The sequence below is a fragment of the Bacillus sp. JZ105 genome, from assembly GCF_053903125.1.
Window position 1 is genome coordinate 2,800,110 of the sequence record NZ_CP096387.1, and the last position, 23,022, is coordinate 2,823,131.

The window sequence follows — 23,022 nt, forward strand, 5'->3', positions numbered from 1 at the left end:
TCTGTTATAGAAACCAAAAAAGCCGCCCCATGAGGCGGCTTTTTTAGACTCTGACATCAATAAATGAAGCATCTGAATCCTTTGACTGAACAGCTTGAGGCTGCTGCTGCACTTGATCCAGCATCACCATAGCTTGTGCTGTATTCGTAGCAAGCTGTGAATTCAATAAACTAATATTGAGTGTCTTTTGAATGCTCGCTACTTGCTGACTCATCATTCCTGCAATAGAAGACATCTTCTTCCCTCCCTTCTCTTTTCTCTTCGGCTGAAAGCCCTATGATTTCAATGGGCTGTCTGTCCCTATTCCAATAAAAAAAGAATGCCAGTCTATTGATGACCGGCATTCTTTCACATACGTGTATTATCCTAAATATGCTTTAAGCATCCAGTTGTGTTTTTCAATGGATTGATGAATCGCAAGCAGCATATCACCTGTAGTTTCATCGCCAACCTCTGCAGCCAGCTCCATTCCTTGCTTTAATTCCTCAGCGATATTGGAGAAATCATCATATAGATTTTTCACCATTTGCTCCGCTGATTCATTGCCTTCTGCTTCTTGAATGCTGGAAATTTCTAAGCACTCTTTCATTGTCGCAACAGGCTGTCCATTTAAAGCAAGCATACGTTCAGCCAAATCATCAATATATGTAGCTGTTTCTGTATATAGTTCCTCAAATTTCTCATGGAGTGTAAAGAAATCTTTCCCCTTTACATACCAATGATAGTTATGTAATTTCACGTAAAGCACAGTCCAATCAGCTACTTGTTTATTGACGACGTTTAATAATTGTTCAGACATATTTATTCCTCCTTATGTAATTGCGTTTAGTATGAGAATACCCTTTTCTTATTATACTGAAACCTGCCGTCAATTTCTTCTATTTTGACTGCATCACATATATGTTAATATGGAAATAAGGAGGGAGTTAGATGCTGTTACTTGGGATTATCAGCTTTATCATTATCTCAATCGTTGTCTTTTTATCATTGTGGACGACATCAAAGGCTTATGAATATAAGCATAAAGTCGATTCACCACAGGATGCAGAACCAAATCAACGTCCTAATCCAAAATAATTCGCTTTTAATGATGTGAGGTTTCTTCTTCTGCAGTAGATGAACTCTCTTTTTTGACCTCACCTACGTGGATGTTCGTTTTCGGCATATTATGCTGCTGTTTAGCTGTCACATGGACTTGTATGATATAAAGGCCATCTTTTTTGAAGGCGGTGTGCAATTCGTATACACCTTTGTTTTCTTTCTTTGGCTGAATCATCTTGCTGTTATCCTTGTCGCCATCTTTCCACACTTCAAATTGAACATCATCTGCATCATCAACAGGCGTATCACCGTATGTGACAGCTGCTTTTACTGTAACGCTTTCATTTTTCTCCACTTGCTCAGGTCCTGTGAGCTTTACTTCTAATAGCTCAGGCACTTCCCCTTTGCCGCTATTTGCTGCAGAGTTTCCACATGCACTTAATAACGTGAGCACCAAAATCATTCCCCACATTTTTCGCATCCTGCGTTTCCCCCTTCTTTTACTGACATGTCCATTTTAACAAATATCCCCTATTTTGACATCTCTGTTTGAATTCAAATAAAAAACCGGACATCTAAATGTCCGGTCAGCTTGTAGACAAAGTCTACAAGCTTTTTTGTATAATAAGGGTATTAACATTTCTGTGGGGGATGAACATGTTATCGAAACGTGAAGAAGAAAGAAGAAATCAATTAGAAGTAGTGGCATTAGATGAATTAGTGCCTGAAGATCATCTTGTACGGAAAATAGATCAAGCAATCGATTTTGACTTCGTTTATGATCTTGTCAAAGATCATTATAGTTCCGACAATGGCAGACCAAGTGTGGACCCCGTTGTTCTCATTAAAATGGTTTTGATCCAATATCTATTTGGCATTCGCTCCATGCGTCAAACGATTAAAGAAATTGAAACCAATGTGGCTTATCGTTGGTTTATTGGGTATGGATTTTCGGAGAAAATTCCGCACTTTTCTACCTTCGGTAAAAACTACGTGAGACGTTTCCACGATACAGATTTATTCGAACAAATTTTTTATCGAATCTTAAGAGAAGCGATGAAAAAAGGCCTCGTTGACCCTTCTGTCGCCTTCATTGATTCAACACATGTCAAAGCGAATGCCAATAAGAAAAAACTTGAAAAGAAAATCGTTCGAGTTGAGACGAGAAGTTATCAAAATCAGCTTCATGAGGAAATTAATATTGATCGTGAAGAACATGGAAAAAAGCCTTTACCCCTTCAGAATAAAGAAGAAATAAAAGAAATCAAGGTCAGTACAACTGACCCAGAGAGTGGCTACTATGTAAAGGATGAACGTGAAAAGTCATTTGCTTATTCATTTCATACAGCTTGTGATTCAAAAGGATTTATTCTAGGATCACTGGTCACAGGTGGCAATGTTCATGATAGTCGTATGTTAGATTCACTCGTATCAAAGGTGACAGAGAAAATCGGAAAACCAAATGTAGTCGCAGTAGATGCTGGATATAAAACACCTTACATCGCTAAGTTTTTAATGGATCAAGAGATAAGACCAGTCATGCCTTACACTCGTCCAAAAACAAAAGCTGGTTATTTGAAAAAGAATGAATACGTGTATGATGCATATTTTGATTGTTACATTTGCCCCAACGGGCAAATTCTCTCCTATCGTACAACAACTAGAGAAGGCTATAAGCAATATGCGTCCGACTCAGAAGTATGTAAGTCCTGCTCGTTTTTAGATAACTGTACACAAAGTCAAAATCATACCAAACAAATTCATCGGCATATTTGGCAGGATTACCTAGATGAAGCAGACAACCTAAGACTCACTGAAATAAATAAGAGCATCTATGCAAAACGGAAAGAAACAATTGAACGCGTTTTTGCGGATGCCAAAGAAAAGCATGGTATGCGTTGGACGAAACTTCGTGGACTAAAAAAAGTTTCAATGCAAGCGATGCTTACTTTCGCTGCCATGAACCTTAAAAAGCTAGCAAACTGGACATGGAAAGGACCATGTCCAGCGTAAAACACATGATATTTTTATCAAAAAATGTGAAAACCCCACTTTTAATTGAAGTAAAAGTGGGGTTTGTCTACGGTCTGAACCGGACATTTAAATGTCCGGTCAGCTTGTAGACAAAGTCTACAAGCTTTTTTGTATAATAAGGGTATTAACATTTCTGTGGGGGATGAACATGTTATCGAAACGTGAAGAAGAAAGAAGAAATCAATTAGAAGTAGTGGCATTAGATGAATTAGTGCCTGAAGATCATCTTGTACGGAAAATAGATCAAGCAATCGATTTTGACTTCGTTTATGATCTTGTCAAAGATCATTATAGTTCCGACAATGGCAGACCAAGTGTGGATCCCGTTGTTCTCATTAAAATGGTTTTGATCCAATATCTATTTGGCATTCGCTCCATGCGTCAAACGATTAAAGAAATTGAAACCAATGTGGCTTATCGTTGGTTTATTGGGTATGGATTTTCGGAGAAAATTCCGCACTTTTCTACCTTCGGTAAAAACTACGTGAGACGTTTTCACGATACAGATTTATTCGAACAAATTTTTTATCGAATCTTAAGAGAAGCGATGAAAAAAGGCCTCGTTGACCCTTCTGTCGCCTTCATTGATTCAACACATGTCAAAGCGAATGCCAATAAGAAAAAACTTGAAAAGAAAATCGTTCGAGTTGAGACGAGAAGTTATCAAAATCAGCTTCATGAGGAAATTAATATTGATCGTGAAGAACATGGAAAAAAGCCTTTACCCCTTCAGAATAAAGAAGAAATAAAAGAAATCAAGGTCAGTACAACTGACCCAGAGAGTGGCTACTATGTAAAGGATGAACGTGAAAAGTCATTTGCTTATTCATTTCATACAGCTTGTGATTCAAAAGGATTTATTCTAGGATCACTGGTCACAGGCGGTAATGTTCATGATAGTCGTATGTTAGATTCACTCGTATCAAAGGTGACAGAGAAAATCGGAAAACCAAATGTAGTCGCAGTAGATGCTGGATATAAAACACCTTACATCGCTAAGTTTTTAATGGATCAAGAGATAAGACCAGTCATGCCTTACACTCGTCCAAAAACAAAAGCTGGTTATTTGAAAAAGAATGAATACGTGTATGATGCATATTTTGATTGTTACATTTGCCCCAACGGGCAAATTCTCTCCTATCGTACAACGACTAGAGAAGGCTATAAGCAATATGCGTCCGACTCAGAAGTATGTAAGTCCTGCTCGTTTTTAGATAACTGTACACAAAGTCAAAATCATACCAAACAAATTCATCGGCATATTTGGCAGGATTACCTAGATGAAGCAGACAACCTAAGACTCACTGAAATAAATAAGAGCATCTATGCAAAACGGAAAGAAACAATTGAACGCGTTTTTGCGGATGCCAAAGAAAAGCATGGTATGCGTTGGACGAAACTTCGTGGACTAAAAAAAGTTTCAATGCAAGCGATGCTTACTTTCGCTGCCATGAACCTTAAAAAGCTAGCAAACTGGACATGGAAAGGACCATGTCCAGCGTAAAACACATGATATTTTTATCAAAAAATGTGAAAACCCCACTTTTACTTTAAGTAAAGGAGGGGTTTGTCTACGGTCTGAAACCGGACATCTAAATGTCCGGTTTATCATTCTATTAACCAAATACTTTTAAAAGCTCTTCTTGGTCCTGAGAAAGCCAGAAACGCATTAAACGTTTTGCCCCTTCAAGATCATGAAGCTTCGCTTGGCCGCATTGCTCTTCGTTTGCAGCAGGAATTTCTGTTACTTCAACTGCATCCTTGAATGTTGCATCAAGAAGTTCAACGATCTCTTTTGGAGTTGGTGCACCACTGACAACTAAATAGTAGCCTGTCTGGCAGCCCATTGGAGAAATATCAATGATATCAAAATGATCATATTTCTCTGAGTGTGTTCTAATATTAAACGCAAGCAAATGCTCTAACGTATGAATCGTATCAGGTTTCATCGCTTGCTTGTTGGGCTGACAAAAACGAATATCGAACTTATTTACTTCCCCATCTGATCCCACTTTATGAACGCCGCAATGACGAACATATGGCGCTTTTACAGCATTATGATCAAGTTCAAAGCTTTCGACTGAAGGCATCATCACCACTCCTATAATTGCAATTTCCTATATTATAACATATTTCTCCGACCAGTTTAGTTTATAAAACTTTCCTTCTTTGTTCTTTTTTCTTATACTGTGGAAGACAGACAAGGAGGAACCTCTATGAAACAAATTTTTATCGGCATAATACGCTTTTATCAAAAATGTATTTCCCCTCTGACACCGCCAAGCTGCCGGTTTTATCCAACATGCTCAAACTATGGACTAGAGGCAATCAAAACGCATGGCGCGATCAAGGGCGGCTGGCTTACTATAAAACGGATTTTAAAATGTCATCCGCTTCATCCTGGCGGCATCGATCCTGTCCCGCCTAAAAAGGAAAAATAACTTACTTTTCTTCATAACCGTTAACAACTACGTCAAGCTTCCCTGTTCCAGGGTCAATGACAAGCCCATGTACAGGTACATCTGATGGAAGAAGCGGGTGATTTTTTACTACAGACACACTGTCCTTCACGCTCTCTTCAACTGAACTAAAGCTTTTGAGCCACTGTTTAAAATCAATTCCTGAGTATTCCAGTACTTCAATACGTTTTTCTGGAATACCACGCTCAACAGCTTTATTTAAAAGTGTCTGACTGTCTATTTTGCTCATCCCGCAATCATGGTGTCCAATGACATATACCTCGTCAGCATTTAATTCGTAAACAGCCACTAAAATGCTTCGCATAATACTTCCAAATGGATGAGAAACAAGCGCCCCAGCACTTTTGACAATCTTAATATCACCATTTTTCATGTTCATGGCACGCGGAAGCAGTTCAACAAGTCTTGTATCCATACACGATAGAATGACAGCTTTTTTCTGTGGAAACTTTGTTGTTGTAAATTCTTCGTATTTCTTTTCTTCAATAAATTGTTGATTATATTCGATGATTTCATCTAAAAGTTTCATACGTTTGTCCATTCCTTTATCTTTTTTTAAAAATAAATATAGCACAATGTAAGAAATTTCGTCACGTTTTGCAGCTTATTTTTTTAAAGGAAACATCTGCTGACGAAAACTTTTTATTTTCCTCTTTTCAAATCGTAATTATTACGATACAATAACTCAGGACATTAAATCGTAATCATTTCTATCTATTAGATTGAGAGGAGACATTTTCTACATGAAAAAAATCTTTTATTTGTTAACAGCTGCTTTATTCGCGATCGGCCTTGCCGCTTGCTCAAGCAGTGCGGGCACTGATGCTTCAAAAGGAAAGGCAGACGGGAAACTAGTCATTTACACCACGATCTTCCCAATTCAAGATTTCACTGAAAAAATTGGCGGCTCTCACGTTCATGCTCAAAGCGTGTATCCTGCAAATGCAGATGCACACAGCTTTGAACCAAGTTCAAAAACAATGGTTGAAATGGCTGAAGGTGATGCCTTTATCTACAGCGGCACAGGGGCTGAAGCATTCGCAGACAAAACTGCTGCCACATTAAAAGACCAAGGTGTGAAAACAGTCAAAGCAGCCGAAGGCATCAAATTGTTATCGACAAAAGAAGAACATGCACATGAAGAAGACGAAGATCATGACCATGAAGGTGAAGACCACGACCATGACGGGCACGATCACGGAGATAAAGACCCTCATGCATGGTTAGACCCAGTTTATGCACAGCAAATGGCGAAAAACATTAAAGACACACTCGTCTCATTAGATCCAGATCACAAAGACGAATACACAAAAAACTATGAACATCTAAAAAAAGATTTGCAATCGATAGATCAAGAATTCAAAACAACGTTATCTAAAGCGAAACATAAAGAAATCCTTGTTTCTCACGCAGCTTATGGTTATTGGGAAAAGCGCTATGGCATTGAGCAAATTAGTGTTTTAGGATTATCCGCTTCTGAAGAGCCTTCACAAAAACAGCTCGAAAACATTGTACAAAAAGCGGAAAAGCATCACATTCAATACGTTATTTTTGAAAACAACGTCAGCAGCAAAGTATCAGATACAATCCGCAGTGAAATTGGGGCAAAAAGCCTGACCCTTAAAAATCTAGAATCCATTACTGAAGATGATGCCAAAAATGGCGAAAGCTACGTCAGCTTAATGAAACAAAACCTAAAGACCTTAAAAACTGCTTTAAATGATTAATGCTTTGAACCCCGGGTGATCAGCCGGGGTTTTTTACTGTCAAAAAAGCACACCATTATCGGGACTGACCCCCGTTATTGAGACAGGGATCAAAACACCTTTATACAGCCAATTGCCGTTTATCGGTGATTGGTTGTTTTGTTTAGTTTCGTTTGAATACGAATGTTGTTATAATAATAAATGTATTCTTTGACAGTGCGTTCTACGATGGTGGTCGTAGTTCGATCAATGCTGTTAAGATAGAACGTTTCAGACTTTAGTGAGGAATGAAACGATTCGATGGAGGCATTATCAGCGGGCGTCCCTTTACGGGACATGCTCATGGTAATGCCTTTTATATGAACAGCTTTCTGATACTCGTAAGATGTATACACAGAACCTTGGTCGCTATGTAACACGCAGTTCTCAGGCAGTGCTGGGAGCTGATCAAGTGTGTTTAAGATAAAGTCTGTGTCCTGCTCTCGGCACAACGTGCCGATTTGTTTCTCTAGTGTCTTTTAGAATGATTCTGAGTCAGATTCTTTTTCCATCTATAGAACGAAGCGCGTGAGATGCCTAAATGGACACAGATATCCTGTACTGTCATCTTTTTGCACAATTCTTCTACCAGTTTGATTGACGTTTCCTTATCAACTTCCTTTCCAATTCGTTGTACTTTTTTAAAACTTCATTCTGTTGACTCAGATAGCGATTTTCTGCCCGCAGTCTCTCTAATTCGGAAGAGTACTCGGGACCCTTTCTATGGGTATATTGTTTTCCAACAGGCTGTTCGAACCGGTGTGTATCCCCAGCATGATGCCATCTCACCCATGTTTGAACCTGCGTTTTATTTTTGATATTCAATTCTTGCATGATCTCTTTCATAGGTACGCCTGCCAATCTCATGTCTACAGCCTTCTGTTTGACTTCAACCGGATAACTCACTCTTGTCCCCATAGAAAAACACCTCCATGTTTTATATCGGATCACAACGATCCGATTTCAAACTTGAAGGTGTTTTTTATTTGTCTCATCTTATGGGGTCAGTCCAATCAGGCGTGCTTTTTTGATTACATTTGATATTTTTTCTTAAACTGCTCAGCTCTTCCGCCTTTTTCTCCGAATTTTTGGCGTCCTGTATAAAAAGGATGCGTATCAGAGCTTGTTTCTACTTTAATGACAGGATACGTTTTCCCATCTTCCCACTCTACTGTCTCGTTTGATGTCTTTGTTGATCTACTCAAGAAGCGGTAACCGCTGTTTACGTCCATAAATACAACTTCATGTGAGGTTGGATGAATATCTCTTTTCAATGTCAAAACTCCTTTCGTTAATAAAACGTAATGGTTACGTTTTATATTTATATTCTACTCCCTCTTTTACAACTTGTCAAAAAACAAGCTTTCTTAGTCAGGAAGAATAATCTAAAAATGGTGGAGAATAATAAGCATCATGAAAAAGAGAAGCGATAAGAAAGGCGGAGAAAAAATTGACTGATCTCGTTTTAGCTAGAAGCCTGTTCGGCACAACCATGGGCTTTCATATTATTTATGCCTCGCTTGGCGTTGGCATCCCGCTAATGATTTTGTTAGCTGAACTCATCTTTCAAAAAACGAAGGACCCGCATTATTCCATCATGGCCAAGCGGTGGACAAAAGCACAGGCTGTTCTGTTAGGGGTCGCCATTCCAACAGGCACTATTGCTGGTACGCAGCTTGCTCTTTTATGGCCAGGTTTTATGGAGGTCATCGGAAAGGTCATGTCACTGCCATTCCAGATAGAAATCTATGCGTTCTTTATAGAAGCATTATTTATGTCTATTTATGTGTACGCAGCGGATCGCCTATCAAATGCAATGCGTATCATTACGGTTATTTTTATCGTCATTGGTGCAGCTGCATCAGCGATTTTAATTACAAACGTACATGCTTTTGAAGGGACACCTGCTGGCTTTCAGATGGTGAATGGAGAAATCACAAATATCGAGCCTTGGAAGGCCTTTTTCAATCCAAGCTTTGCTGTAACTGCTACACATGTTGTGCTGTCTGCTTTTACAACAGGTGCTTTTGTGATTGCTTCAGTTGCAGCTTTTAAAATGCTCAAAACGAGAAAAAATGAGAAGCTCTATACATTTCATCGAAAAGCCCTTTTTCTTGGACTCATTGTAGGAGGACTTTTCTCTTTTCTAACAGCCTTAAATGGCCACGAATCCGCTCAGCTTCTGTATGAATATCAGCCTGAAAAGCTGGCTGGAGCTGAAGGTTTATTTGAAACGCAATCACATGCGCCTCTTGCAATAGGTGGTTTTACGGATGCTGATTCTCAGGAAATTAAAGGTGCGATCGAAATTCCTTGGGCGCTTAGTTTTCTGGCAGGAAACAGCTTCGATACAGTGGTCAAAGGCTTAAATGATTTTCCTCGTGATGAGTGGCCGCCTTTATTTATACACACATTATTTAACGGCATGGTCATTATTGGATCGGTGCTCATTCTATTTGCGGTATTAGCACTGCTTTACCGTAAAATTTTAAAACGGGACAAATTTCCGAAGTGGCTTCTTTTTCTTTACTTATTCGGCGGGCCTCTTAGTCTTTTAGCTATTGAATTTGGCTGGATCTTTGCTTGTACAGGCCGCCAGCCATGGGTCATTTATCGAATGCTCAAAACCTCAGAGGTTGTCACATCATCAGGCTCGATCGGGACACTTTTTATCCTTTTTGCCATTGTCTATCTCATCTTAGGCATAGCAACCGTTATTGTGCTGACGTACTACTTTAGAAAACATTCAATTGAAGAAGACCTACGGTTAACAGAATCTTAAAAAGGGAGCGATCTTGATGCAAATGGATGTTACAACTGATGCGCTCATTGCAATCACCATCTTATGGGGATTCGTTTTTATCTATGCAGTGATGGCATCAATGGATTTCGGCGCAGGATTTTGGTCGATGATTTATATGAATAGAGAACAAACAAAGGCCGCTAATATCGCAAATAAGTACCTTTCTCCGACATGGGAAGTGACAAACGTCTTTATTGTCGCCATCGTTGTCGCATTGTTCAGCCTGTTTCCAGGTGCGACCTTTGTACTTGGTACCGTTTTATTAATACCCGGCAGCATTATCTTATTGCTTCTTGCACTGCGAAGCGGGTTTCTCGTGTTTTCTCATTCACTGCCTAAGAAATACCGAAAAGCGGTGACGTACATTTCAGGAATCAGCGGCTTTATCATTCCGTCCATCCTGATCATGGTTCTCCCAATCACCCATGGTGGCTTTATCTTTCAGGAGAACAACGTCTACTCATTAGATCTTGGACTGGTCTTTACAAGTGCAAATGTTTATTCTTTTGTCGGCTTTGCCATCTTCAGCACCCTTTTTCTTTCGTCCTTGCTTTTAGCTGATTTCTCTAATGTTGCTGATGAAGATGAAGCTTACAGCATTTATAGAAGAGGGGCGCTCATTACCGGCCCGCTTTCACTCATGATGGCCTTTTTTATCATGCTGACATTACGAAGCGAGGCCAATTGGCTGTTTACAAAAATGATGCAGAACATCCCTATTCTTCTTGTATCTCTCTTAATGTTTCTGCTCGCAGGACTGGCTCTCTTTTTACCAAACAGCCGGTTTAAGCATCGGAAAGGGAGACCACGCCTTGCCGTCATTGCGATTACCATTCAATATTTCTTAGCAAGCTATGTGTATGGGCGTGCCCATTTGCCTTACATGGCTTATCCAGATATTACAATCATGTCTGGATTTACAGACCCTGTCACATTTAGGGCATTATTTATCACCTATATTGTAGGGTTTATCATCTTGTTTCCCGGGTTTTATTTCTTCTGGAAATTATTTATGAAGGATAAGCGCTATATTCGTCAGGAAGATTAACATGAATGGACGAGCTTCATTTCGGTTACATTATAGATGAAAGACATACTCAAAAGGAGGTCATCTGTATGAGTCAAAAAATCCTTTGTGAAGTCAATAACTGTTCCTATTGGAATGCTGGAAACCGCTGTGGTGCAGATGCAATCTATGTCGTCAGCCACACAGGAAATACGGCTGAGAAAAGTGAAGAAACGGATTGTAAAACGTTTAAACCGCAAGATCTTTAAGTCTCATTAAAGGAGGCGCTTCAATTTGAAACACGATCGGCTGCTTCAAACGTTTTTTGACGAAATTCATGACGCGGATGAAGCCGCATTCCACCAAGCCGCTCACTCCTTTTTAAATCTTTGGGATTATGAATATGGACATGCATCAAACATGCCAAGTGAAATTCATCAGTATATCGGACAGCTTGCTTATGACAGCGAGCTGGTTGAAGAGTAAGAAAGAGCGGTGATCCGCTCTTTCTTTTTTGTTCAGACAGGAAGGAAAAACTTTCTCTCACTATAGCTAGATTCTATTGGGGATGCAAAAGGTGATTCCTTCGTTTTTATCTCACAAAATCATGTTTTGTAAACACGTCGATTTTATCTGAAAACGAACGGAGCGCTTGGTAATCAACTTCCACGCCCATTCCTGGGGAGCGAGGCACCTCAATAAACCCATTTTCAACCTTAATTTCAGGAAAAATGATATCCTGCTCCCAAAATTTTGACGAAGCTGATATATCACCGGGAATTGTAAATTGAGGAAGGGAAGCAAGTGCTACGTTCTGCGCTCGGGAAATACCTGTTTCAATCATCCCTCCGCACCATAACGGAATTTGATGCTCCTTACTGAACGTATGAATTTTAAGAGCCTCTGTCAATCCGCCAACTCGTGAAGGCTTCACATTAATAATTTGACAGCTGCCAAGCTCTACAGCTTTTCTAGCATCATCTAAAGAACAAATACTTTCATCTAAACAAATCGGCGTTTTTAAATGCTTTTGCAAATGGCGGTGGTCCACAATATCATCTGCAGATAAAGGCTGTTCAATCATTAATAAACGAATATCGTCGAGCTGCTTAAGCTTGCTAATATCTTTTAATTCATATGCAGAGTTTGCATCTGCCATTAATGGCAGATCAGGAAAAGACTCTCTGATCTTTTGAAGAAGTCCAATATCTTGTCCTGGTTTAATTTTCACCTTCACCCGCTGATAGCCTTGGTCAACAAATTGCTGAATTTGCTCAAGCATATCGTCAATAGGGCCTAACCCCGCCACAACGCCAGATGGTATTTTATCTTTTGTACCGCCTAATACATCGCGTAAAGACTTATTCTCACGCTTCGCATAAATATCCCAAACAGCCGCTTCAATGCCTGCTTTCGCCATCCTATTGCCTTTAAAATGATACAGACTGTCAGGGATTTCTGAAGGATGTGTAAAGGCGCGCGTCAGCACGTTCGGGATAAAGAAAGCCCTCAGCATATGATAGCAAGTCTCAATTGTTTCTTCTGTATACCACGGAGAAGAAAAAGCAGATACTTCTCCCCATCCAGTCAATCCTGTCTGATCTTTTACTTCAACAATAATAAACTCACGCTCTGAAATGGTTCCAAGACTTGTTGTAAATGGCTGTTTAAGCTTCATCGTGACATGATATAAAATTACTCGTTCAATTTGAATCATTTGAAAACCCCTTTGATCTGAGTCTGTGCCTTTGCAATTTATTCGACGCATTTCTTGGCAGCTCGTCCACAAAGTGAAAAGCGGCGGGCCATTTATATTTGGCTAAATGCGACTCACATAAAGCATAGAGCTCATTCTCCGGTATCTTATCATCTGTTACAAGGAAAGCAGCAGGTACCTCTCCCCATCTATCATCATACATACCCGTTACTCCGGCTTCCTTGACATGCGGATGTGTTAGCAGAACCGCTTCAATTTCCGCAGGATAAATATTTTCTCCGCCAGAAATAATTAAATCTGAACGGCGGTCAAGCACAAATAAGAACCCTTCCTCATCCACATAGCCAATATCACCCGTTTTCAGCCAGCCCTCATCAAAGGCAGCCGCGGTCGCTTCTTCACGATAAAGGTAACCTTTCATCACATTTGCACCTTTCACCATAATTTCGCCATGCTCAAAAGGACGGCAAATGCGATCTCCATCTTGAATTTTCAGCTCACACCCAAAAAGAGGTTTTCCCGCTGACCCAATCTTCTCTACACTAAATTCGGGCGCAAGGGTCACAATTTGTGAACAGGTTTCCGTCATCCCGTACGATTGAAAGACAGGAAAGCCCTTCTCTTTGCTTTCTTGAAGCATCGCATAAGGCGCAGGTCCTCCGCCTAATAAAAGACAGCGCAAAGAAGACGGACATTCTGCCAATCTGCTTAACAAACGAGATAACATCGTCTGCACAACAGAAATCATCGTTACACGATGCCGTTCAATAGAATCCTTTACGTCATCGACGTCAAACTTCTGATGAAGCACGACTGTCATTCCATATATCACAGACTTAAATAAAGCAGATAAGCCGCTAATATGAAAAAGAGGCAGGGCAATGAGCCAGCGGTCATCCTCTCTGAGACCCAGATTCAATGCAGAGGAAACAGCACTATGAAAATGATTGCCAAACGTTTGCTCTACCCCTTTTGGACGTCCTGTTGTACCAGATGTATACATGATGGTCGCTGTTTCATTCAAATCAAATTCACTCTCGATCTTGTTGACATGGTCTTGCTCTGGTTCAGGTAAAGTTTCCATTGTATAAACGGGTAAATCACCCTCATGATCGCTTGCATAACCAGATTCTGTTAATAACGCCGCGGCTTTTGCATCTTCTAGCTGATAGCGCCTTTCAGCTTTTGTCAGCTTATTATTCAATAGCACAATTTTTAACCCTAATAAAAAACAGGCATGTACAAGCATCACCATATGAGGATGATTGTTCATCAAAAGCGCAACCGTTTCCCCTTTTTTCAATGATGCCTGAGCAAGTCTATTTGAAAGCTCTTCCGCTTCTTGAGCTAATTCGTGAAATGTCCACTCTTTCTCACGATAAATGAGTGCGACTCGATCTGGCGTTAAATAGGCACGGTGCAGCAGCCAATTAGGTTGCTTCATCATGACACCTCCTTTTCGTAAAAGAAAACAGCTTAGTCTGATGCACTAAGCTGTTGTTCATTGATATCATTGAATCAAGGGAAACGCGGGAACTGGCCGAAGTCCGGCTTGCGTTTTTCCTTAAAGGAATCGCGTCCTTCTTTTGCTTCATCTGTTGTGTAATAAAGAAGTGTCGCATCTCCTGCAAATTGCTGAATTCCAGCTAATCCATCCGTATCTGCGTTAAATGCAGCCTTCAAGAATCGTAAAGCAGTCGGGCTCTTTTCTAGCATCTCCTCACACCACTTCACCGTTTCTTCTTCAAGCTGATCTAATGGCACAACTGTGTTAACAAGTCCCATATCAAGCGCTTCTTGTGCATTGTATTGACGGCATAAGTACCAGATTTCTCTTGCTTTCTTATGACCAACAATACGTGCAAGGTAGCCTGAACCATAACCAGCATCAAAGCTGCCTACTTTTGGACCTGTTTGTCCAAAAATCGCATTATCTGCTGCAATCGTCAGGTCACACACAACGTGAAGAACGTGGCCTCCGCCAATCGCGTAACCTGCTACCATGGCGATCACCGGTTTTGGAATGACACGAATCAAACGCTGCAAGTCTAATACATTTAGACGTGGAATTTGATCGTCTCCTACATAACCGCCATGGCCGCGAACTTTTTGGTCTCCACCAGAACAGAATGCTTTTCCGCCAGCACCTGCAAGTACGATCACACCAACTTCTGAATTATCACGAGCCCGTGAAAATGCATCAATTAATTCACTAACAGTCTTCGGGGTAAACGCGTTATGTACGTGCGGACGATTAATCGTAATCTTTGCGATCCCATTGTACGTTTCATATAAAATTTCGTCATACTGACGCTCAGTTTGCCATTCAATAGCCATCAATATTTCCTCCTCTAATCTTGCGCTAAAATAAACTCACTTACTATTTTACCAAAAAAATGTGGTTGTTCCACATGAACTGTATGCCCAGCATGCTCAGCCACTATAAATTGACTTCCTTTCAGCTCCTGCTGCATACGTTTCCCGATATGGCAGAACTTTTCATCAAGCGTTCCACAAATGAACAAAGCAGGCAAATGAATATGCTTTAACGCCTTCCAAACAGACGGCTGTGAACCTGTTCCAATTCCTTCTAAGCTGCGAGCCAGTCCAAGAGGATTGGCTTTTAGTCTTCCCTCTCTCAGCTCAGTCTGCCTTTCCGCTAATAATTTTTTCTGCGACGCAAACAAAGGGATGCTTTCCCAAAAATCCACAAACTTCACTAAGCCTTCATGTCTAATCTTTTGAGCAAGCTGATGATCATGCTTTAGTCTTGCCATCCGCTCTTTAAAAGTGCGAAGCCCAGGAGATGTACTCTCAAGAATCAATTTATTGACACGATCTGGATAACGAGCGGCAAATGATAAAGCAATACGTCCTCCCATAGAATATCCGAGAATATTCACTTTGTGAAGCTTTAATTGGTTTAAAATCTCTACAAGATCTGCCAGCTGCTGAGACATGGCATATCTTCTCACACTTTCTGGCGAGTCCGTACGCCCATGTCCAAGCAAGCTGACCTGAATCAGTCTTGTATTCTCCAAATAAGCATTCAAGAACGTCCAAGACGCTGCACTTCCAGTGAAGCCGTGTAAGCATAATGTGGCATTTGCTGCCGAAGGGTTCTGGTCCACCACTTCGTACGCTACCCCATCACGCATTCTTATGATGAGCGAAGGCATTCTTTTTTCACTTCTTCCAATATGTCATCCATCATTTGACGGTGCTTGTCTACACGGGAATGACGATCTGTTTCAATTTCAATTAAATGAAGCCCAGGTTCATCGATATGCGCCATGTACACATCATGTAACTCTTGTTTCGTTGCCGGTTTCGAATAGGTTCCCCCATATAACTTCGATGCATACTCAAAATTCAGTCCTGTCGGCGTACCAAAGAGCTTTTCATAATAAGGTTCATCAGACGCCTGCGGAAGGAAAGAAAAGATACCTCCCCCATCATTGTTTATCAAAACAACTGTCAGCGGAATGTCCATCAGCTTAGCTGCAAGCAGACCGTTCATATCATGGTAAAATGATAAATCTCCAATGACTAAAGTGACTGGCTGCTTCAAGGCTGCATACGTGCCAAGTGCTGTGGACACAACGCCGTCAATGCCATTTGCTCCGCGATTCGCCATCATTCGAAAAGGCTTGGACTGAGTTTCAAAAAATGTATCTACATCACGAATCGGCATACTATTTCCGATAAAAAGGACACTCTCCTTTGGCAAGAGGTACTGAAGCTGACGATACACATTCCCTTCAAAGGACAAATCCTCATCTGAATAGCGGGCTGCATGCGTTCTGAATGAAGAATTAGCATTCTGCCAGCAGTTTAAGAAACTTTTCTCTTTACGTTGTACTGCTTGATTTAATGCTGCTTCTACAAAAGCAGAGACAGTACTTTCAATGACGTATGAAGCACTTAACCCAGGATCACGAAAACCTCCGGCTGCATCTACAACAATCTGCTGCACTTCCGCATGTTTTTCCAGCCACTTGAATAAGGGCTTAGATACAGGCATCGGTCCAAAGCGAATGATCATATCCGGTAATAGATGCTGCTGCAATGCTTCATCTTTCAATAAAGAATCATAAGCGTCGATAATTAGCTCTTTATTCTCATGCCCGTTGCGCAAAAGAGAAAGCGGGTCAGCTAAAATAGGTAAATGCAGGGCTTTTGAAAGGCGTAAAACTGCCTCTTTTTCTTCCTGTGTATGAAGTTCACCAGCCACAATCATTCCCTTTTTGGATTGGTTTATGACGGTTACGATTTCAGACATCACTCGATCATTTGGGAAAGCCTGACCTGATGCTAATACCTTTTTCGTGTCTGATTCTTCTCGCGCGAAAGGGTCAATAGACAGATCAGGAAGCAATGGTTCTCTCAGAGGTACATTGATCTGAACAGGCCCTTTTGGCTCCTGCATCGACATGTGATTTGCTCTCGCAGCTGCTGTCTGAACATAACGCAGCATCGTTTGACTTTCTTCTGGCAATGCTAAGTCTGTGAACCATTTAACAAACTTACCGAATAAGAATTGCTGATCAATCGCTTGAGGTGCCCCAACTTCCCTCAATTCGTGCGGCCGATCAGCAGTTAACACAATAAGAGGTACACGAGAATAATGCGCCTCTACAATGGCAGGATAAAAGTTAGCAGCTGCTGTACCTGATGTACAAATGAGCAGCACTGGTGATTGACTTGCTTTTGCAAGACCAAGCGCATAAAAAGCAGCAGACCGTTCGTCCACTAAAACATGGACATGGATGTCTTGATGAGCAAGGGCCAGCATCGCAAGCGGAGTTGAACGAGAACCAGGACAGACAACTGCCTCTTTCACACCACCTTGGACGAATTCATCCATCAATCTGCCTATATATGTTGTCATAATGTGATTATTCAATAGGATGACCTCCAAGAGCAGACAGCATTGGTCTTAACTTCACTTGTGTTTCCTCATACTCCTGCTTTGCAAGGGAATCCTCTACAATTCCGCAGCCAGCAAACAAACGAACACGATCTTCCTCAATAAGACCTGACCGAATGGCTACAGCAAATTCTCCATTATCCTGAGAATCAATCCAGCCTACCGGCGCCGCATACCAGCCGCGCTTGAGCGGTTCGATTTCACGAATCACTTCTACTGCCTTTTCCTTCGGATATCCGCCTAGTGCCGGCGTCGGATGAAGCTGCTCAATTAATGAAAAGAGGGAACAGCTGCTTTTAATTTCTCCCACAATCGGTGTAAACAAATGCTGAATGTTTTTTGTTTTATAAAGACTTGGTTGATTTGGTTTATGCACATGAAGGCAATTCGCTTCAAATGCTTGCTCAATCATATTGACGACAATTTGATGTTCAATCAAATTCTTTTCATCATGCAGCAGTTCCTCGCCTAATGCGTGATCCTCCGCTTCATCTTTTCCGCGAACAATGGAACCTGCTAAACAGGATGAAAAGACCTCTCCGCCGCTTTTTTTCACTAAGCGTTCCGGCGTTGCTCCGACAAATGCTTGTCTTCCCTGTTCAACCGCAAATACATAACTCGTTGTTTGATGCTTTAATAATTCTGCTAATAGTGGAGCAAGTTCAATTTGATTTTTATAGTGAAGCAAGACTTCTCTTGCTAAAACAACCTTTTCATATTCGTTTGCACGAATGTGGTCTGTCGCTTCTTGGATCGCCTTCATCCATTCCTTCACATCCAGCTCTTCCATATGAACAAGTTCAGCTTGTCCATGAGTCTGTACTGGTAATGTCTCGAAACGAGAGGCCTTTTGTTCTAATTCCTGAATAAGCTGATGAACATTCCCATCCACCTGCTTCCACTCGTTGATCGTAAGAAAACTGCCTTCTTTTGAAACAGTCAGCATGATCGATGGCACAAAAAAATGAGCCTCGCCAAATGCTTCCCAATGACGCGCCTTCTCTTCGTGCGGATCAAACGAGAATCCTCCAAATAAAAGCGGACCAACAGCCGCTTGCTTTAACTCCTTCTCATCATGAAAATGGAACATGTGCTGCTTTAGCTGTTCCCATTCCTGATGGACTATGTCGAATCGTTCCTTGCCTTGCTCAGATGATTTAATGACGGCCGCTCTGCCAAGTCCAGAAAATATCATTTGGCTTTCTGGATCAGACCAAAAAAACCGCTCACCTAAAAAATCCGCTTCGCCGCTTTGGAAAAAGGCAAGAGGATCCAGATCGTCAACTTTTCTGGAGTAGCTTATCAAAACAGCATGGTTGACGTTATTCGCTTCTTCTAATGTCGCGAGCGCTTCCTGCCGGAAAGTACTTTGCACTGTTGTCACCATGATACATTCCTCCAAAATCCATGAAATAACATAAAAAATAAAACCATAACAAAAAAAATACATGAACATTCGAATATGTCGAATGACCTGCTTTTCTATTATAAACCTTAACAGATGAACTTAGTAAAGAAAACAGCTTTTAAAACCTCGAATCCTTATTATATCACGCTTTCAAGATTTTTTCGCTCCTGCTTATTGAAACGAGAGCATCAAAGGTAAAATGGCAGGACCTGTTTCTAAAGTCAAGCTTCCCTTCGATATGGAAACGATTAGCAAACATCTTTTTCCCAATTCATCGCATCAATATATTGACACCTTTTTGAACTTTGCTAAACTGGAATTTGGACGTGTACGTATTTTTTTATTTAAAGGAGTATATTTTATGCAGCATCAATCGATATCAGATCAGCTTTCACCAATAAAGCCTGATAAAAACTGGCGGATTTGGTGGAATTTACTACGACCGCATACACTAACAGCGGCATTTATTCCCGTTACTTTAGGAACTGTTTTAGCACTTCCAAGTGGTCAAATACATGTTGGGCTATTTTTAGCCATGCTGTTTGCATCTATGTTTATCCAAATCGCAACAAACATGTTTAATGAGTACTTTGATTATGTGCGCGGGCTGGACAACGAAAAATCTGTCGGCATCGGCGGCGCCATTGTAAGAAACGGTGTAAAACCAAAGACAGTCCTCAGCCTCGCTTATGCACTATTTGCGCTTTCTTTATTACTTGGGGTATATATTTGCATGTTGTCTAGCTGGTGGATTGCACTAATAGGACTTATTTGTATGGCAGCAGGCTATTTCTATACTGGAGGCCCTGTACCAATTGCATATACACCGTTTGGAGAACTTGTTTCAGGTGCTTTTATGGGATTAGGAATCATCCTGATTAGTTTCTATATCCAAACAGGCACACTGACGTCAAAAGCTGTTCTCATCTCACTACCAATTTCTATTTTAGTTGGTGCCATCTTACTGTCGAACAATATCCGTGATTTAGACGGGGATAAGGAGAATGGACGAAGAACACTTGCCATTCTTGCTGGACGTAAAGCTGCAGTGAACATTTTACTTTCCATGTTTTTGGTATCATATGTACTCATTTTTGTTTATATCTTCACAGATATCGTTGGTCTTTGGAGTCTTCTTGTTTTACTCAGTGTGCCAAAAGCCTACACAGCCATTAAAGAGTTTAAACAAAAAGAAAAACCGATTGAATTAATGAATGCCATGAAATCTACAGCTCAAACCAATACATTTTTTGGTTTTCTGCTGACGATCGCTTTGATCTTACAATACTATACCGCGTAACAAAGAACGCCTGCAGCCGCAGGCGTTTTTTTAATAAGGAATTGCTTCAAATTGGAACTAGTCTTACATACAAAATTGCTCATACTAACAATATGTTTGATATGAAAGGATGATCGCTTTGTTGTCTAAAGACGAATTACATCATTTGAAGCAGCGCCTTCTCGATGAAAAGAAAGAACTTGAAGCCAAAAGCCATGACGATGAACAGAAAGTATCCTTTCCTTACGATTCGATCGGTGAATTGTCTGCCTATGATAACCACCCGGGTGATCAAGGAACAGAGCTGTTCGAGCGTGGGAAAGATATTGCTTTAAACAGCTTGGAACATGAACATATGTTAGACATCAATGAAGCACTTCAAGCCATTGCAGACGGCTCTTATGGTCTGTGCAAGGTCTGTAAAGCCCCTATTCCAAAGGAACGCTTAGAAGCCTTGCCTACTGCCGTCACATGCACAGAGCATGCAAAAGAACAGACCGTTTCACAAAACCGCCCGATTGAAGAGGATTTATTAAGTCCGCCAGCGGGACAATTTGAAAATGAAGAAAGTGCTGCGTACGATGGAGAAGATGCCTACCAAGACGTAGAACGCTACGGAAACTCTGAGACCCCGTCTGATATGGAATTCCCTCCTCTGACATACGATGATGTGTATACACAATCAGAAGATGAAGATTATGTGGAGGACTACGAAGGATTCGCAGCTGCTGATATTGAAGGTAAAGCCAGCAAGGTGTATCCGAACAAAGCCCACGAAGCTTATGAAAAAGCTTTAGATGAAGAAGGTGTCATGACGGTATTTGGAGACTTGAAACCGTACGAGGAAGAACCTTATACAGAAGAAAATCATTAGTCCCCTCATATTGGGGGCTTTATGTTTATATCATGTAATTATTGGGAAATCACTTTAAGAGTGAATTTGATTGGAGGAGATTCTTGATGGCTAAAAAAAGTATCATTTGGGCGATTGTCGTCTTCTTTATTACATACGCACTATTCTCTATTGCTGGATTCTTGTTCCCCATCGACAGAGAATGGTATGACGCATTGAATAAACCAGAATGGACGCCTGGCGGCGGTGTGATTGGTGCTGTGTGGGCTGTCTTATTTGCACTCATCTCATTGTCCGCTGCGATCATTTATGGAAAATATGGATTTCAAAAAATTACTTTACCATTTTGGATTCTTTTCCTTTTAAATTATGTTTTCAATCAAGCCTTTAGCTTTTTTCAATTTACACAAAAGGATTTATTTGTAGCTACAATCGACTGCCTGCTCGTCGCACTGACAGCACTTGCAATTGTCATCGTCTCACGTAAACTAAGCACAGTCGTTCCAATTTTACTGATCCCTTATGTCTTATGGGGCTTCTTTGCGACATATTTGTCTTATACGATCTATTCCATGAATATGTAAAAAAAGACCGCCATGTTGCGGTCTTTCGTTTTGGAGAAAATAAAAAAGAGATCTTTGACAAGATCTCTTTTAAAAATGACCCGTACGGGATTCGAACCCGTGTTACCGCCGTGAAAGGGCGGTGTCTTAACCGCTTGACCAACGGGCCAGATCAATGGCGGAGAAGGAGGGATTTGAACCCTCGCGCCGCTTACGCGACCTACACCCTTAGCAGGGGCGCCTCTTCAGCCACTTGAGTACTTCTCCATTTGGCTCCGCAGGTAGGATTCGAACCTACGACCGATCGGTTAACAGCCGATAGCTCTACCACTGAGCTACTGCGGAAGATCATGGTGGGCCTGAGTGGACTCGAACCACCGACCTCACGCTTATCAGGCGTGCGCTCTAACCAGCTGAGCTACAGGCCCATGAACAGATATACAAATGGAGCGGGTGATGGGAATCGAACCCACGACATCAGCTTGGAAGGCTGAGGTTTTACCACTAAACTACACCCGCAAAAATATGTATGGGGCGATTGATGGGAATCGAACCCACGAGTGCCAGAGCCACAATCTGGTGCGTTAACCACTTCGCCACAACCGCCATACTATGAATATTTTTATAAAAGTGGCTCGGGACGGAATCGAACCGCCGACACACGGATTTTCAGTCCGTTGCTCTACCAACTGAGCTACCGAGCCAAGTATTCTTTTGAAAAATGGCGGTCCGGACGGGACTCGAACCCGCGACCTCCTGCGTGACAGGCAGGCATTCTAACCAACTGAACTACCGGACCGTTTTGGTTGCGGGGGCAGGATTTGAACCTGCGACCTTCGGGTTATGAGCCCGACGAGCTACCGAACTGCTCCACCCCGCGATGATATGGGTTTTAAAAAAATATGGCGGAGGAAGAGGGATTCGAACCCCCGCGGGCTTTGACACCCCTGTCGGTTTTCAAGACCGATCCCTTCAGCCGGACTTGGGTATTCCTCCGTATAGATGGTGGACCTTGTAGGACTCGAACCTACGACCGGACGGTTATGAGCCGTCTGCTCTAACCAACTGAGCTAAAGGTCCTTTATAGCGGCGGAGGGGATCGAACCCCCGACCTCACGGGTATGAACCGTACGCTCTAGCCAGCTGAGCTACACCGCCATGAT

Annotated in this window: 24 protein-coding genes, 12 tRNA genes and 1 pseudogene; 12 read left to right on the forward strand and 25 right to left on the reverse strand. The window is 41.4% G+C overall.

Annotation, left to right across the window (positions count from 1 at the left end; all coding sequences use genetic code 11):
- Positions 1-43: 43 nt before the first annotated feature.
- Both M1D81_RS14350 and M1D81_RS14355 read right to left on the reverse strand, forming a co-directional pair.
- Entirely contained in the window at positions 44-235 is a 192-nt protein-coding gene (locus M1D81_RS14350; protein WP_456266545.1) for a hypothetical protein, read from the reverse strand.
- Between the two features lie 126 nt (positions 236-361).
- Complete coding sequence (locus M1D81_RS14355) at positions 362-799, reverse strand: Dps family protein (RefSeq protein ID WP_025093663.1); 438 nt, start codon at positions 797-799, stop codon at positions 362-364.
- Between the two features lie 131 nt (positions 800-930).
- Here M1D81_RS14355 and ytzI point away from each other — a divergent pair, with 131 nt between their 5' ends.
- A complete protein-coding gene (ytzI, locus tag M1D81_RS14360) occupies positions 931-1,077 on the forward strand; it encodes a YtzI protein (RefSeq protein ID WP_003217544.1) in 147 nt (48 codons plus the stop codon).
- 7 nt (positions 1,078-1,084) lie between these two features.
- Here ytzI and M1D81_RS14365 read toward each other — a convergent pair whose 3' ends face one another.
- Entirely contained in the window at positions 1,085-1,522 is a 438-nt protein-coding gene (locus M1D81_RS14365) for a FixH family protein (protein WP_456266544.1), read from the reverse strand.
- A 176-nt stretch (positions 1,523-1,698) separates the two neighbouring features.
- Here M1D81_RS14365 and M1D81_RS14370 point away from each other — a divergent pair, with 176 nt between their 5' ends.
- A complete protein-coding gene (locus tag M1D81_RS14370) occupies positions 1,699-3,054 on the forward strand; it encodes an IS1182-like element ISBpu1 family transposase (RefSeq protein ID WP_456265168.1) in 1,356 nt (451 codons plus the stop codon).
- Positions 3,055-3,223: 169 nt separating this feature from the next.
- Positions 3,224-4,579, forward strand: a complete 1,356-nt coding sequence (locus M1D81_RS14375; RefSeq protein ID WP_456265168.1) for an IS1182-like element ISBpu1 family transposase — start codon at positions 3,224-3,226, stop codon at positions 4,577-4,579.
- A 112-nt stretch (positions 4,580-4,691) separates the two neighbouring features.
- Here M1D81_RS14375 and M1D81_RS14380 read toward each other — a convergent pair whose 3' ends face one another.
- Complete coding sequence (locus M1D81_RS14380) at positions 4,692-5,165, reverse strand: S-ribosylhomocysteine lyase (protein ID WP_003217624.1); 474 nt, start codon at positions 5,163-5,165, stop codon at positions 4,692-4,694.
- Between the two features lie 126 nt (positions 5,166-5,291).
- Here M1D81_RS14380 and yidD point away from each other — a divergent pair, with 126 nt between their 5' ends.
- Positions 5,292-5,516, forward strand: a complete 225-nt coding sequence (yidD, locus tag M1D81_RS14385) for a membrane protein insertion efficiency factor YidD (protein WP_039180891.1) — start codon at positions 5,292-5,294, stop codon at positions 5,514-5,516.
- 1 nt (position 5,517) lies between these two features.
- Here the strand turns inward: yidD and M1D81_RS14390 are convergent, their stop codons facing one another.
- A complete protein-coding gene (locus M1D81_RS14390; protein ID WP_456266543.1) occupies positions 5,518-6,084 on the reverse strand; it encodes a beta-class carbonic anhydrase in 567 nt (188 codons plus the stop codon).
- A gap of 214 nt (positions 6,085-6,298) precedes the next feature.
- Between M1D81_RS14390 and M1D81_RS14395 the strand changes: the two genes are divergently transcribed.
- Positions 6,299-7,282 (forward strand): metal ABC transporter solute-binding protein, Zn/Mn family, encoded by a 984-nt coding sequence (locus M1D81_RS14395; protein ID WP_456266542.1) that lies wholly within the window; start codon positions 6,299-6,301, stop codon positions 7,280-7,282.
- 100 nt (positions 7,283-7,382) lie between these two features.
- On the opposite strand, the pseudogene M1D81_RS14400 reads toward M1D81_RS14395, so the two are convergent.
- Both M1D81_RS14400 and M1D81_RS14405 read right to left on the reverse strand, forming a co-directional pair.
- Positions 7,383-8,218, reverse strand: a pseudogene (locus tag M1D81_RS14400) (helix-turn-helix domain-containing protein).
- 113 nt (positions 8,219-8,331) lie between these two features.
- The gene (locus tag M1D81_RS14405; RefSeq protein WP_024424931.1) at positions 8,332-8,574 is read right to left on the reverse strand and encodes a type B 50S ribosomal protein L31; all 243 of its coding nucleotides are present in this window, start codon (positions 8,572-8,574) and stop codon (positions 8,332-8,334) included.
- Between the two features lie 176 nt (positions 8,575-8,750).
- On the opposite strand from M1D81_RS14405, the gene M1D81_RS14410 reads away from it, so the two are divergent.
- The 4 genes from M1D81_RS14410 (at position 8,751) to M1D81_RS14425 (ending at position 11,595) form a co-directional block, all read left to right on the forward strand.
- A complete protein-coding gene (locus M1D81_RS14410) occupies positions 8,751-10,082 on the forward strand; it encodes a cytochrome ubiquinol oxidase subunit I (RefSeq protein WP_456266541.1) in 1,332 nt (443 codons plus the stop codon).
- 22 nt (positions 10,083-10,104) lie between these two features.
- Positions 10,105-11,151 carry a cytochrome d ubiquinol oxidase subunit II gene (locus M1D81_RS14415; RefSeq protein WP_170871266.1) on the forward strand — a complete coding sequence of 349 codons (1,047 nt, stop codon included), beginning with the start codon at positions 10,105-10,107 and terminating at the stop codon, positions 11,149-11,151.
- 68 nt (positions 11,152-11,219) lie between these two features.
- On the forward strand, positions 11,220-11,378 hold the full coding sequence (locus M1D81_RS14420) for a DUF1540 domain-containing protein (protein ID WP_008360682.1): 159 nt from the start codon (positions 11,220-11,222) through the stop codon (positions 11,376-11,378).
- 25 nt (positions 11,379-11,403) lie between these two features.
- Entirely contained in the window at positions 11,404-11,595 is a 192-nt protein-coding gene (locus tag M1D81_RS14425; RefSeq protein ID WP_024424934.1) for a hypothetical protein, read from the forward strand.
- Positions 11,596-11,701: 106 nt separating this feature from the next.
- On the opposite strand, the gene menC is transcribed toward M1D81_RS14425, so the two are convergent.
- The 6 genes from menC to M1D81_RS14455 form a co-directional block, all read right to left on the reverse strand.
- On the reverse strand, positions 11,702-12,826 hold the full coding sequence (menC, locus tag M1D81_RS14430) for an o-succinylbenzoate synthase (RefSeq protein ID WP_456266540.1): 1,125 nt from the start codon (positions 12,824-12,826) through the stop codon (positions 11,702-11,704).
- Entirely contained in the window at positions 12,813-14,273 is a 1,461-nt protein-coding gene (locus M1D81_RS14435; protein WP_456266539.1) for an o-succinylbenzoate--CoA ligase, read from the reverse strand. The genes menC and M1D81_RS14435 overlap by 14 nt, the downstream gene beginning before the upstream one ends.
- A 71-nt stretch (positions 14,274-14,344) precedes the next feature.
- Positions 14,345-15,163 carry a 1,4-dihydroxy-2-naphthoyl-CoA synthase gene (menB, locus tag M1D81_RS14440; RefSeq protein ID WP_024424937.1) on the reverse strand — a complete coding sequence of 273 codons (819 nt, stop codon included), beginning with the start codon at positions 15,161-15,163 and terminating at the stop codon, positions 14,345-14,347.
- 14 nt (positions 15,164-15,177) lie between these two features.
- Positions 15,178-16,005 (reverse strand): 2-succinyl-6-hydroxy-2,4-cyclohexadiene-1-carboxylate synthase, encoded by an 828-nt coding sequence (gene menH, locus M1D81_RS14445; protein ID WP_456266538.1) that lies wholly within the window; start codon positions 16,003-16,005, stop codon positions 15,178-15,180.
- Entirely contained in the window at positions 15,987-17,732 is a 1,746-nt protein-coding gene (gene menD / locus M1D81_RS14450) for a 2-succinyl-5-enolpyruvyl-6-hydroxy-3-cyclohexene-1-carboxylic-acid synthase (protein ID WP_456266537.1), read from the reverse strand. The genes menH and menD overlap by 19 nt, the downstream gene beginning before the upstream one ends.
- Positions 17,725-19,143, reverse strand: a complete 1,419-nt coding sequence (locus tag M1D81_RS14455) for an isochorismate synthase (protein ID WP_456266536.1) — start codon at positions 19,141-19,143, stop codon at positions 17,725-17,727. The genes menD and M1D81_RS14455 overlap by 8 nt, the downstream gene beginning before the upstream one ends.
- A gap of 382 nt (positions 19,144-19,525) precedes the next feature.
- Between M1D81_RS14455 and M1D81_RS14460 the strand changes: the two genes are divergently transcribed.
- The 3 genes from M1D81_RS14460 to M1D81_RS14470 all read left to right on the forward strand — a co-directional run bounded on the left by M1D81_RS14460 (position 19,526) and on the right by M1D81_RS14470 (position 21,880).
- Positions 19,526-20,464 (forward strand): 1,4-dihydroxy-2-naphthoate polyprenyltransferase, encoded by a 939-nt coding sequence (locus M1D81_RS14460; protein WP_456266535.1) that lies wholly within the window; start codon positions 19,526-19,528, stop codon positions 20,462-20,464.
- Between the two features lie 118 nt (positions 20,465-20,582).
- Positions 20,583-21,317 (forward strand): TraR/DksA C4-type zinc finger protein, encoded by a 735-nt coding sequence (locus M1D81_RS14465; protein ID WP_456266534.1) that lies wholly within the window; start codon positions 20,583-20,585, stop codon positions 21,315-21,317.
- Between the two features lie 86 nt (positions 21,318-21,403).
- On the forward strand, positions 21,404-21,880 hold the full coding sequence (locus M1D81_RS14470) for a TspO/MBR family protein (RefSeq protein ID WP_456266533.1): 477 nt from the start codon (positions 21,404-21,406) through the stop codon (positions 21,878-21,880).
- A gap of 76 nt (positions 21,881-21,956) precedes the next feature.
- Here M1D81_RS14470 and M1D81_RS14475 read toward each other — a convergent pair.
- The 12 genes from M1D81_RS14475 to M1D81_RS14530 all read right to left on the reverse strand — a co-directional run bounded on the left by M1D81_RS14475 (position 21,957) and on the right by M1D81_RS14530 (position 23,017).
- A tRNA-Glu gene (locus M1D81_RS14475) sits at positions 21,957-22,028 on the reverse strand.
- A gap of 7 nt (positions 22,029-22,035) precedes the next feature.
- Positions 22,036-22,126, reverse strand: a tRNA-Ser gene (locus tag M1D81_RS14480).
- Positions 22,127-22,129: 3 nt separating this feature from the next.
- Positions 22,130-22,204: transfer RNA gene (locus M1D81_RS14485), tRNA-Asn, on the reverse strand.
- Positions 22,205-22,210: 6 nt separating this feature from the next.
- Positions 22,211-22,287 (reverse strand) — tRNA-Ile (locus tag M1D81_RS14490).
- Between the two features lie 17 nt (positions 22,288-22,304).
- Positions 22,305-22,378, reverse strand: a tRNA-Gly gene (locus M1D81_RS14495).
- A gap of 11 nt (positions 22,379-22,389) precedes the next feature.
- Positions 22,390-22,465 (reverse strand) — tRNA-His (locus tag M1D81_RS14500).
- Between the two features lie 25 nt (positions 22,466-22,490).
- A tRNA-Phe gene (locus M1D81_RS14505) sits at positions 22,491-22,563 on the reverse strand.
- Positions 22,564-22,581: 18 nt separating this feature from the next.
- Positions 22,582-22,658: transfer RNA gene (locus tag M1D81_RS14510), tRNA-Asp, on the reverse strand.
- 4 nt (positions 22,659-22,662) lie between these two features.
- Positions 22,663-22,739, reverse strand: a tRNA-Met gene (locus M1D81_RS14515).
- Between the two features lie 23 nt (positions 22,740-22,762).
- Positions 22,763-22,855 (reverse strand) — tRNA-Ser (locus M1D81_RS14520).
- A gap of 7 nt (positions 22,856-22,862) precedes the next feature.
- A tRNA-Ile gene (locus M1D81_RS14525) sits at positions 22,863-22,939 on the reverse strand.
- A 4-nt stretch (positions 22,940-22,943) separates the two neighbouring features.
- A tRNA-Met gene (locus M1D81_RS14530) sits at positions 22,944-23,017 on the reverse strand.
- Positions 23,018-23,022: the final 5 nt, after the last annotated feature.

What these genes read in the sequence shown, in the direction of transcription:
- M1D81_RS14350 (WP_456266545.1), bottom strand. Translation starts at nt 235, where the DNA reads ATGTCTTCTATTGCAGGAATGATGAGTCAGCAAGTAGCGAGCATTCAA.
- M1D81_RS14355 (WP_025093663.1), bottom strand. Translation starts at nt 799, where the DNA reads ATGTCTGAACAATTATTAAACGTCGTCAATAAACAAGTAGCTGATTGG.
- ytzI (WP_003217544.1), top strand. Translation starts at nt 931, where the DNA reads ATGCTGTTACTTGGGATTATCAGCTTTATCATTATCTCAATCGTTGTC.
- M1D81_RS14365 (WP_456266544.1), bottom strand. Translation starts at nt 1,522, where the DNA reads ATGCGAAAAATGTGGGGAATGATTTTGGTGCTCACGTTATTAAGTGCA.
- M1D81_RS14370 (WP_456265168.1), top strand. Translation starts at nt 1,699, where the DNA reads ATGTTATCGAAACGTGAAGAAGAAAGAAGAAATCAATTAGAAGTAGTG.
- M1D81_RS14375 (WP_456265168.1), top strand. Translation starts at nt 3,224, where the DNA reads ATGTTATCGAAACGTGAAGAAGAAAGAAGAAATCAATTAGAAGTAGTG.
- M1D81_RS14380 (WP_003217624.1), bottom strand. Translation starts at nt 5,165, where the DNA reads ATGCCTTCAGTCGAAAGCTTTGAACTTGATCATAATGCTGTAAAAGCG.
- yidD (WP_039180891.1), top strand. Translation starts at nt 5,292, where the DNA reads ATGAAACAAATTTTTATCGGCATAATACGCTTTTATCAAAAATGTATT.
- M1D81_RS14390 (WP_456266543.1), bottom strand. Translation starts at nt 6,084, where the DNA reads ATGAAACTTTTAGATGAAATCATCGAATATAATCAACAATTTATTGAA.
- M1D81_RS14395 (WP_456266542.1), top strand. Translation starts at nt 6,299, where the DNA reads ATGAAAAAAATCTTTTATTTGTTAACAGCTGCTTTATTCGCGATCGGC.
- M1D81_RS14415 (WP_170871266.1), top strand. Translation starts at nt 10,105, where the DNA reads ATGGATGTTACAACTGATGCGCTCATTGCAATCACCATCTTATGGGGA.
- M1D81_RS14420 (WP_008360682.1), top strand. Translation starts at nt 11,220, where the DNA reads ATGAGTCAAAAAATCCTTTGTGAAGTCAATAACTGTTCCTATTGGAAT.
- menC (WP_456266540.1), bottom strand. Translation starts at nt 12,826, where the DNA reads ATGATTCAAATTGAACGAGTAATTTTATATCATGTCACGATGAAGCTT.
- M1D81_RS14435 (WP_456266539.1), bottom strand. Translation starts at nt 14,273, where the DNA reads ATGATGAAGCAACCTAATTGGCTGCTGCACCGTGCCTATTTAACGCCA.
- menB (WP_024424937.1), bottom strand. Translation starts at nt 15,163, where the DNA reads ATGGCTATTGAATGGCAAACTGAGCGTCAGTATGACGAAATTTTATAT.
- menH (WP_456266538.1), bottom strand. Translation starts at nt 16,005, where the DNA reads ATGCCTTCGCTCATCATAAGAATGCGTGATGGGGTAGCGTACGAAGTG.
- M1D81_RS14455 (WP_456266536.1), bottom strand. Translation starts at nt 19,143, where the DNA reads ATGGTGACAACAGTGCAAAGTACTTTCCGGCAGGAAGCGCTCGCGACA.
- M1D81_RS14460 (WP_456266535.1), top strand. Translation starts at nt 19,526, where the DNA reads ATGCAGCATCAATCGATATCAGATCAGCTTTCACCAATAAAGCCTGAT.
- M1D81_RS14470 (WP_456266533.1), top strand. Translation starts at nt 21,404, where the DNA reads ATGGCTAAAAAAAGTATCATTTGGGCGATTGTCGTCTTCTTTATTACA.